The organism is Shewanella sp. SP2S2-6, from assembly GCF_031931965.1.
Lineage (GTDB): Bacteria > Pseudomonadota > Gammaproteobacteria > Enterobacterales > Shewanellaceae > Shewanella > Shewanella baltica.
Map to the genome: position 1 here is coordinate 52,045 of NZ_JAUOEQ010000013.1, position 15,509 is coordinate 67,553.

Annotated in this window: 12 protein-coding genes; 3 read left to right on the forward strand and 9 right to left on the reverse strand. The window is 47.2% G+C overall.

From position 1 onward, the window contains the following. Positions 1–60 precede the first annotated feature (60 nt). The 4 genes from ptsP to Q4Q57_RS11080 form a co-directional block, all read right to left on the reverse strand. Positions 61–1,764: a phosphoenolpyruvate--protein phosphotransferase gene (ptsP, locus tag Q4Q57_RS11065; protein ID WP_311890837.1), complete on the reverse strand. Its 1,704-nt coding sequence runs from the start codon at positions 1,762–1,764 to the stop codon at positions 61–63. Between the two features lie 205 nt (positions 1,765–1,969). Continuing rightward, positions 1,970–2,227 carry an HPr family phosphocarrier protein gene (locus Q4Q57_RS11070; RefSeq protein ID WP_028760055.1) on the reverse strand — a complete coding sequence of 86 codons (258 nt, stop codon included), beginning with the start codon at positions 2,225–2,227 and terminating at the stop codon, positions 1,970–1,972. A 28-nt stretch (positions 2,228–2,255) separates the two neighbouring features. After that, a complete protein-coding gene (locus Q4Q57_RS11075) occupies positions 2,256–2,651 on the reverse strand; it encodes an ACT domain-containing protein (RefSeq protein WP_220590356.1) in 396 nt (131 codons plus the stop codon). Between the two features lie 206 nt (positions 2,652–2,857). Then, positions 2,858–4,495 (reverse strand): methyl-accepting chemotaxis protein, encoded by a 1,638-nt coding sequence (locus tag Q4Q57_RS11080; RefSeq protein ID WP_311890838.1) that lies wholly within the window; start codon positions 4,493–4,495, stop codon positions 2,858–2,860. Positions 4,496–4,852: 357 nt separating this feature from the next. Between Q4Q57_RS11080 and Q4Q57_RS11085 the strand changes: the two genes are divergently transcribed. Together Q4Q57_RS11085 and Q4Q57_RS11090 are read left to right on the forward strand one after the other, a co-directional pair. Continuing rightward, the gene (locus Q4Q57_RS11085) at positions 4,853–5,581 is read left to right on the forward strand and encodes a DUF3334 family protein (protein ID WP_106650630.1); all 729 of its coding nucleotides are present in this window, start codon (positions 4,853–4,855) and stop codon (positions 5,579–5,581) included. Positions 5,582–5,685: 104 nt separating this feature from the next. Beyond that, entirely contained in the window at positions 5,686–6,732 is a 1,047-nt protein-coding gene (locus Q4Q57_RS11090; RefSeq protein ID WP_311890839.1) for a LacI family DNA-binding transcriptional regulator, read from the forward strand. A 158-nt stretch (positions 6,733–6,890) separates the two neighbouring features. Here the strand turns inward: Q4Q57_RS11090 and Q4Q57_RS11095 are convergent, their stop codons facing one another. Then, a complete protein-coding gene (locus tag Q4Q57_RS11095) occupies positions 6,891–7,517 on the reverse strand; it encodes a PolC-type DNA polymerase III (protein WP_011846919.1) in 627 nt (208 codons plus the stop codon). Between the two features lie 219 nt (positions 7,518–7,736). On the opposite strand from Q4Q57_RS11095, the gene Q4Q57_RS11100 reads away from it, so the two are divergent. Then, entirely contained in the window at positions 7,737–8,894 is a 1,158-nt protein-coding gene (locus Q4Q57_RS11100) for a cupin domain-containing protein (RefSeq protein ID WP_311890872.1), read from the forward strand. Between the two features lie 182 nt (positions 8,895–9,076). Here Q4Q57_RS11100 and umuC read toward each other — a convergent pair whose 3' ends face one another. From umuC to Q4Q57_RS11120, 4 genes are all read right to left on the reverse strand, one after another. Continuing rightward, positions 9,077–10,351: a translesion error-prone DNA polymerase V subunit UmuC gene (gene umuC / locus Q4Q57_RS11105; protein WP_311890840.1), complete on the reverse strand. Its 1,275-nt coding sequence runs from the start codon at positions 10,349–10,351 to the stop codon at positions 9,077–9,079. Then, positions 10,348–10,767, reverse strand: a complete 420-nt coding sequence (umuD, locus tag Q4Q57_RS11110; RefSeq protein ID WP_220590351.1) for a translesion error-prone DNA polymerase V autoproteolytic subunit — start codon at positions 10,765–10,767, stop codon at positions 10,348–10,350. Before umuD ends, umuC begins: the two co-directional genes overlap by 4 nt. A gap of 196 nt (positions 10,768–10,963) precedes the next feature. Further along, positions 10,964–13,528: a glycoside hydrolase family 15 protein gene (locus Q4Q57_RS11115; RefSeq protein WP_311890841.1), complete on the reverse strand. Its 2,565-nt coding sequence runs from the start codon at positions 13,526–13,528 to the stop codon at positions 10,964–10,966. A 291-nt stretch (positions 13,529–13,819) separates the two neighbouring features. Next, positions 13,820–15,475, reverse strand: coding sequence for an MFS transporter (locus Q4Q57_RS11120; protein ID WP_311890842.1), 1,656 nt, complete (start codon positions 15,473–15,475; stop codon positions 13,820–13,822). Positions 15,476–15,509: the final 34 nt, after the last annotated feature.

The following is a 15,509-nucleotide window of genomic DNA, read 5'->3' on the forward strand; positions in this document are numbered from 1 at the left end:
TCTTTTGCTTGTTTTTGTCATTGTTTTTGTTCTGTAATGCAGCATAACGAATAAATGTCTCTATTTATAGCTTGTTATACACTGCTGTAAGCTTGCAATTCTATCTTGTTGTAATGCTGTGTGCGCTAATGCCGAAAATTGTGTGATGCTGCCTTGGCAAATGGCAGCTTTCACTTCTAAGAGTGAGCTTAAGTTAACACTGAGTTCGTCCAACCCCATGCCGATTAACAGTGGCGCAATTTGCGGTGAACTGGCGAGTTCACCGCACAGAGAAACTTTAACATTAGCGGCCTTAGCTTGGGTTATTGTCATGTTAATTAAGGCTAAAATGGCAGGCGAAAGGGACGGATAGTCACGGGTAAGCTGCGGGTTTGTCCTATCGGCTGCCATTGCATATTGGGTCAAATCGTTGGTACCAATGCTGACAAAATCGAGTCTTGGCAGCATAGCGTTGAGGTTGAATACCGCAGCAGGGGTTTCGACAACGATACCGTAGCTGAGTTCACCGTAGCCTTTCTCTTCTTCTTCCAGGGCATCTTGGCACTGGGCAATCAGTGCAAACACTTCATCCAATTCTTCGACTTGATTGACCATAGGGAACATCAAACGGATCGGACCATGGTTAGCTGCACGCAAAATGGCCCTCAACTGGGTTTTAAATAATTCTGGGTGCGCCAAGGTGTAGCGAATGCCGCGAAGACCCAAGGCGGGATTATCTTCAATTTCTTGGCATAAACAGGGGAGTTCTTTGTCTGCACCTATATCTAAGGTACGGATGGTAAAGGTTTTACCGCCTAGGGCGTGCAATGCATCGCAATATATGCTGTATTGGGCTTTTTCATCGGGCAGGGTGGCGACGTTCATCAACATAAATTCGGTGCGAAACAAACCTATTCCATCGGCGCCGACATCGCTGACATGGGTGATGTCGTTGAGATTACCCACGTTTGCCATGAGTCCCACGGTATGACCATCTTGGGTTTGCGCAGGGCCATCTTTGTAAGTTTGCAGTGCCGCCCGTCTTGCCTGTTCATGGTGAAAGGTGACAGTGAGTCTTGCCTGTTGGTCTGGATTGGGATTGACACAAAGTTCACCCGCGAGTGCATCGAGCACTAAGGGCGTACCGTTGGGAATAGAGTCTGCGTCGAACTGACAACTTAAGATGGCAGGAATGCCGGCTGCTCTGGCTAAAATCGCCGTATGGCTCGTTAAACCGCCCGTTTTCAGTACAATACCGCAGAGGTTTTCCCGTGGTAGTAAGGCAAATTCGGCGGGGGTCAAATCCTGCGCCAACAAGATAGTGGGTCTATCGAGTTTTTCGAGCCCTTGAGCTAAATGGCCGTTTATCGCCGCGACGACTCTTTGGCCTAAACAGCGCACATCTTGGGCTCTATTGGCTAAATAGGGATCATCTAAGGATTGTAACTCATTGGCCTGATGGGCAAAAATACGTTCAACCGCCACACTTGCCGACAATTGTAAGGTACGAATCGCATCATTTACTTGCTCGATTAATTCATCGTCTTCCAATAATAATAAATCGGCTTCGATCAGCTGATAATTTTCGGAGTCGCTATCTAGTGTGGCTAGGCTGTGGGTCAGTTGTGCCTGCAACTCTTGTAAGGCTTTGGCAAACTTGCCCTGTTGTTGGGGAATTTTCGACAGGGGAATAGGGCGATAATCGAGGTGGTGTTCGGTGTGAATAAGGTGAAGTGCCTGACCAAAGGCAATTCCCGATGACACTATAATCCCCGTTATTGACATATCCCTTCCTAAATTAACCACTGAACTGAATGCTTGTTAGCGCTAGCGAGTCTAGTTGAGTGGCGTTGAGTTTGTAAAGCGTTGGCGTGTAAAGTATTGGCACGTACAGAACCCGTTTCGACTTATCCCTCGTCGGTAAGTTATATATGCAGTCTTAGATATTGGTGCGCTAATCAATACACTCGAAAATAGGACAAAGGCCTAGCTAGCTTAGCGTGATCAGCAGTTCGGAGACTTTCTCAACTGCGGCTTGTGCCTGTTCACCTTCGGCAAACACTCTTACCGTAACGCCAGAATATAGCCCTAAAGTTTGTAGCTTAAACAGACTTTTAGCACTCGCTTGTTTGCCATTGCATTCAACCATGACATCGCAATCAAAGGTTTTGGCTTCTTTAACCAGTAAAGCTGCAGGACGAGTGTGGATGCCATGTTTAGCGGTAATGGTGACTGTTTTTTCGTACATAGTGGATGAGCTCATATTTAGAGGGGTATTACACTTCGTCTTTCGATTCTATGATGTGGTAGCCCTGTTTTTTCAAGGCAGCGATGGCACTGTTGAGGCGATTCTTTTTCACTAAAATGTAGTCAGTATCAAAGGTGGAAATTGCAAAAATACTGATTTGTTCGTCCGCTAAGGTGCCAGACACTTTAGATAAAATGCCTGTCATCGAGAATCCGAGTGGCCCGAGCACTTCAAAACAACACCAGTCCGGTTCTTGTTCTAGGCTGTCGAGTTTCACTTCACTGGAAATAACTAAAGATAAACCTTCTTGGGTTTTTCCAATGAAATACATGTCTTGTGCAAAAACCTCACTGGGCAATACGGCATTCGGGCTAAAGCTATGAATTGTGTACTGTTCAGGGTGAACGGCTAAGGTCATTCGCATGGCAGTGTCTCGGTTGGATTTTTAAGGCTAAAGCATACCGCATATCAAACGTTAGCGTGACAGAGAATTTGTGGTTGATGGGACTTTTTCGTTGAAATTCATTGTTGGTGAGCTAGCGGTTAACCAGGGTTACCGGAAACATGTGCAACGAAAAGGGCGCTCTATGGCGCCCCTATCGACAAGTTATACAGCTCATATACTGTTAGTTAGATTTTAAACTGACCTAAGGTGCGGGACATGTCTTGGCTAATGTCTTGCAGTGACTGAGCCGCATGACTGTTGCTCTCGTTGGCTTTGACTGAGACTTCGGTTAATTCCGAAATATTACAAATATTTCGATTAATCTCTTCCGTCACTAGTGATTGCTCTTCGGTAGCACTGGCTAATTGCGTGTTCATGTCACTGATATGGGCAATCAATTGCAGAATCGCTGCCATGGCTTTACCCGCTTCGTGGGCTTGGGCTTGCAGCTCATCGGATTGCAGCTGAGTTTGATTGTTGCTCTTCATTACTGAGCCGACACCAGATTGGATCTCGCTAATGATTTTTTGGATCTCATTGGTCGAGTCTTGGGTGCGAGTGGCGAGGGCGCGGACTTCATCGGCAACTACAGCAAAACCGCGGCCATGGGTCCCCGCTCGCGCAGCTTCAATGGCGGCATTAAGGGCGAGCAAGTTTGTCTGCTCAGCAATGCTGCGGATCACATCGAGAATGCTACCGATTTGCTGTGAGGCGACGCCCAGCTTTTGGGTGATGATCTCAGAGGCTTTTAATTCAGCCACCAGCTTTTCAGTGTTGCTGACCGTGTTGTCAATCACCACTTGGCTTTGCTGCGCCTGTTCTTTTACGCTGTTCGCCGCATCGGCCGCTTGCTGAGTGTTGCTCGCCATTTCGTGGGTGGTTGAGAGCATTTGATTGACTGCGGTGGCAACGCTACCTGTTTCTCTGTGGATATGCTCAGCACTTTGATTAGACTCTTCAACTGCAATTAAGAGTTGTTTGGCGTCAGTGTCTAATGCTTGGCCTAAAGGCTGTAAGTGGCCGACCATGTCGCCAATTTTTTGCGCAAACATGTTAAAGGCGCGAGCAAGGTGGGCAATTTCATCTTTACCTTGGGCATTAATCCGCTGACTTAAGTCGCCTTCGCCTTGGGCAATATCTTCAAGGGCATCAATGGCATCATTCAATGGCGAGGTGATGGAATGATTAAGCACAAGGAAGAAAGCAAAAATCGGTACTGAAATCAAAAACATGATAATCAGGTAATCGATAATGACCGACTTTAAACTCGCTTTCACATCACTGAGATAAGCGCCTGTTATCACTGTCCAGCCCCATTGCGGGTAGTAACGGGCTTCGGCGAGCTTATCTTCGATAGCGCGAGTCATAGGATCGGCTATGGGGTATTCGAGGGTGGTTTTAGATTTAGCCCGCGCCAATGGCAGCATAGTGGCCAATGGATTAGTGTCATTGGGTAATTTAAATGTTAATGCTGAGGTACCAACAAGACTTGCATTGTCACCGTGGGCGAGGATTTGATTATTATCATCAATAACAATGAAATAGCCTGAGCCAGAATAGCGAGTCTGATTGATTAACTCAGCGGCAGCTTTCTTGGCGTCTTCTTCGCTGTATTTACCTTTGAGCGCATCCTGACGATGTATATCTATCACGCTTAACATGCTTGCGAGTTGACCGTCTATCTGTAGCCATTTCTGCTCAATTAAATTGCTGTACTGCTCCTTAATCGAAAAACTGGCAAAACACACAGTCCCTATCGCGGCCATAAGAAGCATCATCATTAAGCGTTGCAAGATGGTAAATCGGCGCAAAAACGTGATCATTGGGGTTTCTCAAAGGCTAATAATTGTTGCTTAATATACCTGCGAATCAATCTCAATTGAATCGTCTGTGACATAAATTCAGCAAAAGCCGTTATAAAATATGAGTTTCTTTGATCTAAAGCAGGGAATCATGATAGGGAATTTTAATCTGTTGCATTATGGGGCATGTTCTTATTAAGTTATTCCGTTTTTTAAGTTCTTGCGCCTTGAAGGTTTTATCTGACCTATTAAATATCAATAAGTTAGCATTATGTTAACTTTACGGCCTTGCTAAATTAGGCTAATCAATTGTTTTAATTTTGATTTTTTACACTTTTACGCGCAAGATTAATGCATTATTCAGTTTGAGAATCGATTATGACCACAAATACTATCGTAACGTCGGATGATATTTTACTGAAGTTATGTCACTCAGTCGCCCACGTGCTCTCTAGCACCAGTGCCAGTAATGTTACCCACGCGGGTATGGTTCAAAGTATCGCGCGCACGCGTCTAAAACCTGATCTCGGTTGTTTCTCGATTTTTGATGGCGGTTTTTCAGGCCTAGTGGTGATCAACTTTTCCGCATCAGCGGCGATTGAAATCTACCGTCGCTACATGCTGAACATGGGGATGCCTGAATCTGAGTTAGCGTTTTCGCACACGTCAGATGAAGTGGGTAACGTGATGGGTGAGTTGATGAACCAAATCTTAGGGGATTTTATTAATAAAATTTCAAAAGAATTACAAACGTCAATCAGCCAAAGTCAACCAAAAATGTTGACGATTAATAAAGAGTTAACTATTTCAATCGATGCTAACTTAGATGATGCTGTGGCCCGTAGAGTGTCGTTTAGAACTGAAAACAATCATATTTTCTACCTCGAATTTGCCATGGATAAAACCGAATTTATCCGTTTAGATGAATTTGTTTACGATGAAGAGTTCGACCCCGATAGCCTGTTAGAGCAGCACAGTACGATTGGGGGAAACAACGACTCAAATTCGAATGTTTCGCCTTGGGTGAAGATGGCCGATAAACCTGCTATTGCGACTCGCGCCATTGATAATGAAGCCGATGATTTGCTCGATCAGCTTGGCATTTAAGCAGAAACCCCAGTGTAAGACGGATGTTAACGCATTCGTCTATACAAGTTAGCGTAACTGTTTTAGTATCGACGCAAAATAATCACTAAGGTTACCTCCTCTCTATGGCATCGAAAGCGACCTCGATTGATATTGCTTATCGTGCTGGCGTATCCCAGTCTACGGTTTCCCGTGCCCTTAGAAACAGTCCGTTAGTCAATTTAGAGACCCGACAACGCATTCAAGCTATTGCTAAAGAGCTGAATTACAAGGTCGATAAAAACGCCAGTAATCTTCGCACCCAAAATAGCCATACCTTAGCGCTGCTATTGTGTGAAGACCCCACCAATGATGACTCGTTAATCAATCCTTTTTTCCTGTCTATGCTGGGCTCCATCACTCGAGCAACAGCGCAGCAGGGTTATGATTTACTCGTTTCTTTTCAGCAATTATCCAGCGATTGGCACGCCGATTATGAAGACAGTAATAAAGCCGATGGCATTATTCTGCTCGGTTACGGCGACTATATGGATTACGAGCAAAAGCTAGAACGACTATTAGCGCAGAATACCCATTTTGTGATTTGGGGCGCCGAGCATAACAACAAGTCTGTGCTATCGATAGGCTGTGATAATCATCAAGGCGGCTTGATCGCGACAGAGCACTTAATTTCCCTTGGCCGCAATGCTTTTGCCTTTTTAGGCGATGCTTCGAGCCACAGTCCTGAGTTTAGGGACAGATATTTAGGTCATGTAAAGGCGCTGCAAACGGCGAATATTCCCGTTGATCGGACTAAGCAAGTGTCGGCCATCAGCACAGAAAGTTCTGGCTACGATGCCGCTATGGTGTTGATTTCACAAGGTGCTAAGTTTGATGCGATATTTGCCGCCAGCGATTTGATCGCCATTGGCGCGATTCGGGCGCTGAAGGAAAAGGGTATTTCAGTTCCAGAGCAAGTGGCTGTCGTGGGATATGACGATATTCCGGTGGCGAGTTTTGCCAATCCGCCATTAACGACCATTAAACAGAATACCCAATTAGCCGGTGAGATCTTAGTCGACAGTGTACTCAAACTTATCCGCGGACAAGAGGTGAGTGCGCAGCTTATTCCGACAACCTTAGTGGTTCGCAGCTCCTGCGGCATTGATAGCGCGCCGCTTAAGCCGCTATAGATGGCTATTATCGCTAGGCGTTCGTAGCTCTAGCATACTGTTATTTGTTGGCAACCGATTGAATAGTTAAATCGTACCTATTGAAACAAAAAGCTGATAATCCTTGGATTTATCGGCTTTTTGCTTTTTGATACCTCTTAGCTGCGTTGCTTTTTGGATCACTTGACGGCGTATTGGCGTAAAAACTTCGGCACCTCTGCTTTGGTTTTCTTCGCTAATTTTTGCAGTAACTCAAAGGTCGGTGAGCAGAGTCCAAACTCTTGCTGAAGGTCTGCCAGCATAGCTAACCACAAATGGCCGGTCATTTCGGCATCGGCTAAGGCGCGGTGAAATGTGCCATCGGTCGGCAACTGTTTATAGCGCACTAAAGTACCTAACTGATGATTGGGTGCCGCTTGATACAAACGTCTCGCCACCAGCAAGGAACAGCCAAATTGCCCAAGATAACGATGGCGAATTTGGGCAAACTCCGCATCTAAAAAGCGCTGATCGAACGCCGCATTGTGGGCAACTAAATTGTGATCGGCGATAAAGTCCGCAAAACGCGCCATCACTTCATTGCAGGGCGCCGCGTCCCTGAGCATTTGATTGCTGATCCCAGTGTAGTCCTCAATAAAGCGACTTATTCTAAATCCTGGGTTCATTAATTCAGAAAATCTTTGGGTGATCACGCCGTCTTCAATCAGCACAGCCCCGATTTCAATCGCGCGGTCCCCTTGATTGGGCGACAGCCCCGTGGTTTCAAAGTCGAGCACGACCAAAGTGTTAGCAGCTGATGTAGGCATAGATCTTACATGGACTCAATAAATGATGTGTCAGCATTAGCGCTGTTTGTGGCGAAATACTTTTTGATAAGCCGATTGTAATTCAATACGTTAGTAAATTCACTATCACATTGATGCTGACAAAAGACTTAATGCTTTGTTGATCCGGTCGAGCTTTCTTGGTTTCGCTTCCTGTTAGCATTTGCTTCTATGAATAACAGTTTGGTTTGTGAGCAACCCATGCAACTCGATATTAACGGCTTAACGCCCGCGCATTTTTTAGCAGAATATTGGCAGAAAAAACCTTTGGTGATCCGCCAAGGATTCAAGCATTTTCAAGATTTAGTCTCGGCCGAAGAATTAGCGGGCTTAGCCATGGATGAGCTGGTGGAATCTCGGCGGGTGTACCAACAAGCAGGCCAATGGCAGGCGGAATTTGGCCCCTTCGATTCCTACGATCATCTCGGTGAACGGGATTGGACTCTGATCGTCCAAGCTTTGAATAACTGGGTGCCCGATGCGGAGGCCTTGATCCAATGCTTTGATTTTATTCCGCGCTGGCGTTTAGATGATGTGATGGTGAGTTTTGCGACGCCAGGCGGTGGCGTGGGGCCGCATATCGATCTGTATGATGTGTTTATTTGCCAAGGTTCAGGACGTCGCCGTTGGCGCGTGGGCGATCTGGGACCGCACAAAGAGTTTGCCGCCCATCCCGCTTTGCTGCACACAGAAGCCTTTGACCCGATTATCGATACTGAGTTGTTGCCTGGCGACATCCTTTATATTCCCCCTGGATTCCCCCATGACGGCATAACCTTAGAACAGTCGTTAAGTTTTTCAGTGGGTTATCGCACCGCCTCCGCTAAAGATATGATAAGTGCTTTGGCCGATCATTTGTCTGAGCAGGATTTAGGCGCACAGCAGATTGAAGATCCAGATCGCGAGCTGACCACCCGCAGTGGTTGTGTCGATAATGGCGATTTAACGCGGTTACGTACGCAACTGACCAATATGCTGACCGATGAACTGGTGAGCGAGTTTTCGGGCCGCTATTTAACTCAGTCAAAATGCGCCTTAGATTTACCCGATGAGCCATTGGACATCACGCAAGACGAAGTGCTCGCTTGGCTCGATGAGCAGCCGCTTATTCGCCTCGGCGGGCTGCGCTGTTTGTATTTTGATATTAATGTGGCACAGGGCGTTGTCTATATTAATGGTGATAAGTATCAGCTTTCAGCCGAATTGGCCGCAGTGATCCCATTACTATGTGATAGTAATCAGTTGGATAAAGCTGCCTTAGCCCCTTGGTTAGCCCATGCTGATTTGCTCACGCAACTTACCGAGTGGGTGAATCTAGGCTACTGGTACTTTGAAGATCTCAGCGATGAAGAGTGTTAAGGCGGAATGAGCCAAAGCTTGATGGGTGTTAATGCCACTTTAGCGTTAACACCCAACGGGGCTTAGCGGTATATGTTTTTTAGATCTAGATGGGTTTTAGTGCTATATGGAGTTTAGAGTTAGTGTAGAGTTAGGTGGGGTCTGTAATTCGCAGGCGGTCATTTAGCCACTGGCTCTGTTGATTATTTCACTATGGGCAATTGTGCCCATTGGGTGGTGTAACGAGGAGAAAGGTGCTCACGCTTCATTCCCCAAGTCGGGTCAATACCTTGCCCTGCAAACCATATTTTTCCATGACCGCTGTGGTTCACTTTATCGAGTAATTGCATCAACTCCTTGCTTTTAGGCCTAGGCGTGACGTCATCGAATAATCCGAGCTGAAACATGCCTGTACCAAAAAAATCCCCTAACATGACACCGGCCTTTGCATAGGCATGACCTTCACGCCAAATGCGTTGCAGTAGGCTTTGGCCAAGGGTGACAAAATCCCGCGTATCATTGCTGGGGCGAACTAAACTGCCCGACAGTGATTTGCTGTACTGGGGAGTTGCATCGCTAAAAGGGCTAGTACGGACAAATACCGACATCGCTTTAGCGTACTGGCGCTCGGAGCGCAGTTTTTCACAGGCCCTAAAAGTGTATTCATTGATTGCCTGTTGCATCGCTTCTAAATTATCAATACGACTGCCAAAGGATCGGGAGCTGATAATTTGTTGTTTAGTAGCGGCGACCTCTTGTATGTCATCACAGGCAATGCCGTTAAGTTCGCGTACCGTGCGCTCGACGGTGACAGAAAAGGTGTCGCGGATAAGCTTAGGATGCGCATCCGCCAATTGCAACGCGGTATTTATACCCATGATGTTCAAGCGTTTTGTAAGCCTACGGCCTATTCCCCAGACTTCGTCGACAGGGATAAGCGCCATCAGCCGTCGTTGGCGTTCACGGTCGCGCAAGTCAACCACGCCCTGCGTCGCTGGATAACGTTTCGCGGCATGGTTTGCCAGTTTAGCCAGGGTTTTTGTCGGTCCAATGCCGACGCAAACGCTGATCCCAATCCACTGCGGTATTCGGTGATAAATATCAAGTGCAAGCTGATGAATATCAATGCATTTATCGAAACGAGAAAGGTCTAAAAACGCTTCATCAATACTATACACTTCTACTTTCGGTACCATTTGCTCTAAGGTGGTCATGACTCTATTTGATATGTCGGCATAGAGTGCATAGTTGGAGGAGAATACCGCGACGTGATGCTGGCGGAGTTGGTTTGCGATTTGATACACAGGCACCGCCATCTTGATGCCAAGTTGTTTTGCCTCTGCCGAGCGGGCGACGACGCAGCCATCGTTATTGGATAACACTACAATCGGCCTGCCAGCTAAATCTGGCCTAAACATCCGCTCACAGGATGCATAAAAATTATTGCAATCGACGAGGGCGAATAGTGAGGACGTCATTTGAGCTTTTTCACCACGTTGGTCACCACTCCAAAGATGTTTAACTCAGACTCATCATTGATGGCAATCGGGGAGAATAAGGCATTACGTGGCAGCAATTGCACCACAGGGCGCAGCTGTAATTGCTTTACGGTAAATTCACCGTTGACTGCTGCGACAACGATATCCCCGTGTGCCGGCTGTAATGAGCGATCCACCACCAAAATATCACCGGAGAAAATCCCCGCGTCGATCATCGAATCCCCTTGGACTTTGACAAAAAACGTGGCGGCGGGGTGTTTGATGCATAACTCATTGAGATCTAATGTTTGTTCTACATAGTCTTGGGCTGGTGACGGAAATCCTGCGGCAATCAAGGAGCTAAATAGCGAGAGCCGATATTGGGTATGTTTGGCGAAGCGGCCTAGGATCATCATAATAAATCACAGTATACTGTACGTATGAACAGTATAGTCTAACAATGATACTTATCGAAATAATTTATGTGGGGAGAGTAGGAGCTAAATCAAGCATTATAAAACCCCTATAAAAAAGCTAGAACAACTTATGAGAGGTTGTTCTAGCCAGCGATATACCGAATTTGTAGTTCGACTAATATGTTATTTCAATACATTATTTCAATGCCGCTGGGACGATAGGGTAGTTATCCCAGACTTGGCCGTCGGTCATCGATCGCACCAGTTTGATGTATTCGGCATGGGTCCAAGCGAGCGGCGTGGCCGAGTTAGTGCCTTGTCCGAGTTGGTAATGGTAGCGGGTGGCATCGCCGACACCGTCCCAGGCTTGCTCGGGTAACATCATGCCCGCATTCGCAAAGGTTTCCATGCCCTGCACATAGGTGTTGATCAACTGCTGCTTGGTTTGCTGGGCGTTATTGCCTGTTAGCTCGCCTTTCGCTTGGGCGAGTGCTAATTCAAAATGACCGCGCTCGCCGGTGAAGAAGGGCCAGACTCGGCCACGTTGATTGGCGCTGTTGCTGCCGGATTCTGCGTAGTTATGGCCAGTCACCGTATCCTCGCCGTAGCCGTCGTTACCATAACGTCTAAAGCCTGGGATAGTGCTGCCATCTTTGGCGGTAAACTCGTATTTTATGCGTAGGTTGTGCTCAAGCTCTTTATTATCAATCAGTTGAAGGCTTTGATTGATGAGCTTGTCGGTTGCACCGCGCACGCCATAACGCACTAGTTCTAAAAATCCGCCATCGAGGATTTGACGCTGATCTAAACCTTGCTTACCGTTATTCGCTGCCAGTGTATCGCTAGTATTTGGCTCGCCATTCGGGCTTAAACGTAAATAGTAAGGCGCGCTGACGCCTGCGCTGTTTTTTAGTAGTCCTTGGGTGGTGACTAAGTGTTTTTCTAAACTATTACTTAAGTCTTTGGCGGCGGCAAGATAACGGGCGCTTGAAGTAATATCTTTAGCTTCTTTGGCAATTTCACTCGCGGCAACAAGACCTGCGATCACGGCGGCCGTTGTCGAGGGTGAGTAACCAGCCTGTTCTTCCCAACGCTCTTGCTGGGTTTTAGGCGGGGTGATTTGAGTGTGATTCCAATCCAGATTGACCTCACCGCCACTGATCAAGAAGTCCGCTGCACCTTTGAGCATCTCTTGATACCAGTGACTGATCTCATCAGGGGTGAGTACACCCGCTTGCCAGAGTTTCCAGCCGAGCATGATTGGCATGGCGGTTTGATCGAGCTGTACACCAACCCACTCAATTTGGCCATCTACATGGGTCTTTTGCAGGAACCAACCCGGCGTACCCGTAAAGCCGGGCGTCTTTTCGGTTACTTGCACTTTTTTCAGGTATTCGAAGGCCACTTTGGGCGTTTGGGTGTCACCCATGGCGAGGAATGCCATGGCACATTGGTAAAAGTCACGCGGCCATACCGCTTTATAGCCAGTACTCGGAACGGCTGCTGAAACCGTATCGCCCCAAGGATTGGATAACGAGGCGATAAGTGCGCCCGCATAGGTTTTATCTTCCTGCGCTTTCAAGACCATAGCACTGGTATACAGCAGCTTGCCGTTATCTGTGGTGTTGTTGGCCATGTTTGCGATGGCGGGCAGCGAGCTTAAGTAATCGTGCCAGCCGACATGGGTTGCATCGCCTTTGTAGGCGCTCAGCACTGCATCATAACCTGCGGTTAAGGTGGCATCGGCATTGGCTAAACTCTGGGTTTCATCTTTACCAAAACCGATGGCGAGATTAAAGGTGACGGGTTTGGCTTTGATGAGCGTAGGGTAACTCGCAGTAAAGGCTATATTGCCAACGGTCGATTTATCTTGCGCACTGGTCGTTTGATAGGGCGTATCGAGTGTGCCGTTATCGGCCAAATCGGCTAGGCCATCGGAGACACCGACAAAGCCAGTGGTTGCCTGCACAAAATTGAGATCGGATTTCACCGTCATCACGCTGCTGTCTTTGGCGGCGGTATAGGCCACCAGCGCCTGATTGCCAGTATGATTGTCTGTATTAGTGTCGATGCGGCCGATATCATTGGCGCCCGCGTTATCGATATGCGGATTGACATACAAATGCGGCGTAATGCCGTCTTCAAAGGCGGTAAAGGTGATGCGCATCATTAGGGTGTCGCGGTCGGGATCGGTAAAGATATGCTTTTCAATCTGATACTTACCTTCAACATCTTTATTGATAATTTTATAGGCAAGGGATTGCGGGCGACCGTTAGCATCGGTATCTAAATATTCTATGCTGCTGATGGTGTTATCTTTTTCGGTATCGACAAAGCCATTACCCGTGACCACAAATTGCAGTTCTTTGAGCTGCGCATTATGGATCAGACCATACATGGTTTCGGTTAAAATACCTTGGGCGAGGGAGAACCAAACGCGGCTAATGGGATTTTGCTTGGCATCTTGGTATTGACCTTGGGTGTAAGGCTCGTACGACGTTCCAATACCGGTTTTACCCGAAAATGCCCAAGTCGGTGCTTTACCCGGTGCGCCGGGCGCAACCAGCTGCACATTTGATGCGGCATTGACACTCATGCTTGGTGTGGCTGAATTCGATGTGGGTGAACAGGCTGTGAATCCTATTGTCCCTAATAGACTTGCGGCGACGGCAAGCGCTAGGCGGCTGCGCCTTGTTAACGTTTGTGCGTGACGGGTTTGGCTAGTGTGCAGATCCTGCTGCGGCGTAGGACTCGATTCCATCTCGTTCTCCCCAAATAATGGTTATATTTTTATAGTGATTGAATTGATATAAAAGCTTCATGCTGCGGTGAATCGCCAACTTGCCGAGTTCACCGCGCTTAACGTATCTGGCTATATGCCGACTAACTGACTGTTATCTAACGGCCTAGTATCTAACTGACTGTTATCTAATGGCTTGGCATCTAAAAAAGTCTAACTTAATTGTTCACCGCTTAACTGTTCAGCACTTAAATGGGCGCAGCTTAATTGAGTGCCACCTCATTGGGCGTCACTGCTCTCAGTGAACTGTTATCAGTTAACTTTGTTTGCGGCTTTTGTGGTTAAGTTGGTTTTGCTATTTACGGCGGCGCTTTGGTCATTTTGATCCACAATCTCTTGCTCAACAAAAAGTACCGCAATACCTGCGCACATCATCAAGATGCCACCTGTGATCAGCGCATAAATAGGTTGACCATCGAACAGACCATTGAGCACTAAACCCAGCACACTGGCGGCAAGAAGCTGCGGGATCACAATGAAGAAGTTAAAGATCCCCATGTAAACGCCCATTTTTTGCGGGGGTAACATGCCCGATAACATAGCGTAGGGCACAGATAAAATGGACGCCCACGCGATACCGACACCTATCATAGGCAGCCATAACAGGCTTGGATCTTTAATAAAGAAGAAGCTAATCAAGCCTATACCGCCACAGAACATATTGACTGTGTGCGTCAGTTTGATACCGATACGCTTAGCCAGCATAGGAATAAAGATCGCGGCAATGGCGGCAAAACCATTGTAGGAGGCGAACAGCACGCCGACCCAATCTGCGCCGTCGTTGTAGGCTTGGGACAACACATCGCTACTGCCAAAATGGTAAGACGTCACGGCTGCTGTGGTGTAAATCCACATGGCAAACAACGCAAACCAAGAGAAAAACTGCACAATCGCCAGTTGATGCATGGCTTTGGGCATATGGAATAAGTCATCGACCACGCTAAATACCATGCCGAGCTTATGGCGTTCAGCGGGGTGTGAATTACCTAAACGCAGCGCGCAATACAGTTGCAATGGACCAAAGGCAAAAATCCCTAGGCTTAAGATATACAGTTGCTTGTCTAAATCCTGCGCCCAAATAGCGAAGGTGAGCAGGGCACCGAGCCCCATCCACACGAAGGACGCAAATTGATATTTTTTTGCGCTGCGGATTCGGGATAAGGTTTCATCCTCAGCATCGATTTGTTTAGCATTAAAGGCGGCTAACTCTTCGGGAGAATATTCCCTTGTCGATACGACAGTCCAAGTGACCGCGAGCAATAACACTGTGCCACCGAAATAGAAGGCATAACGCACTGAGTCGGCAATCTCACCCGCTGGTGCGGTATTAGCGACATTAAAAAAGTGAGTCAAAATATAGGGTAAGGCCGAAGCGACCACAGCGCCAATGCCGATAAAAAAGCTTTGCATAGCATAGCCTTGGGTACGCTGGCTTTTCGGTAAATTATCACCGACGAAGGCGCGAAATGGCTCCATGGCGATGTTGATCGAGGCATCCATGATCCACAACATGCCCGCGGCAATCCACAGGGTAGGCGAGTGCGGCATGATAAAAATGGCGAGAGTGGTAAAAATCGCACCAATCAAAAAATAAGGGCGGCGGCGGCCAAGGCGTCCCCAGGTTTTATCGCTTAAATAACCAATAATAGGTTGAACCAACAAACCCGTCAGCGGCGCGGCAATCCACAGAATGGGGATTTCATCGATAGAGGCGCCTAAGGTTTGGAAAATGCGGCTAACGTTGGCATTTTGCAGGGCAAAACCAAATTGAATGCCTAAAAAGCCGAAGCACATATCAAAAATTTGCCAGAAATTCAGTTCAGGTTGTTGCTTGAATGAATGCGGCGCCTGAGGCACGACAGCTTGATGGCTATCTTGTTGATTCGCCTGTTGATGATTCGAAGACATTGAACTTCCTTTCTGTTGCCGGCAGTATGTCTGC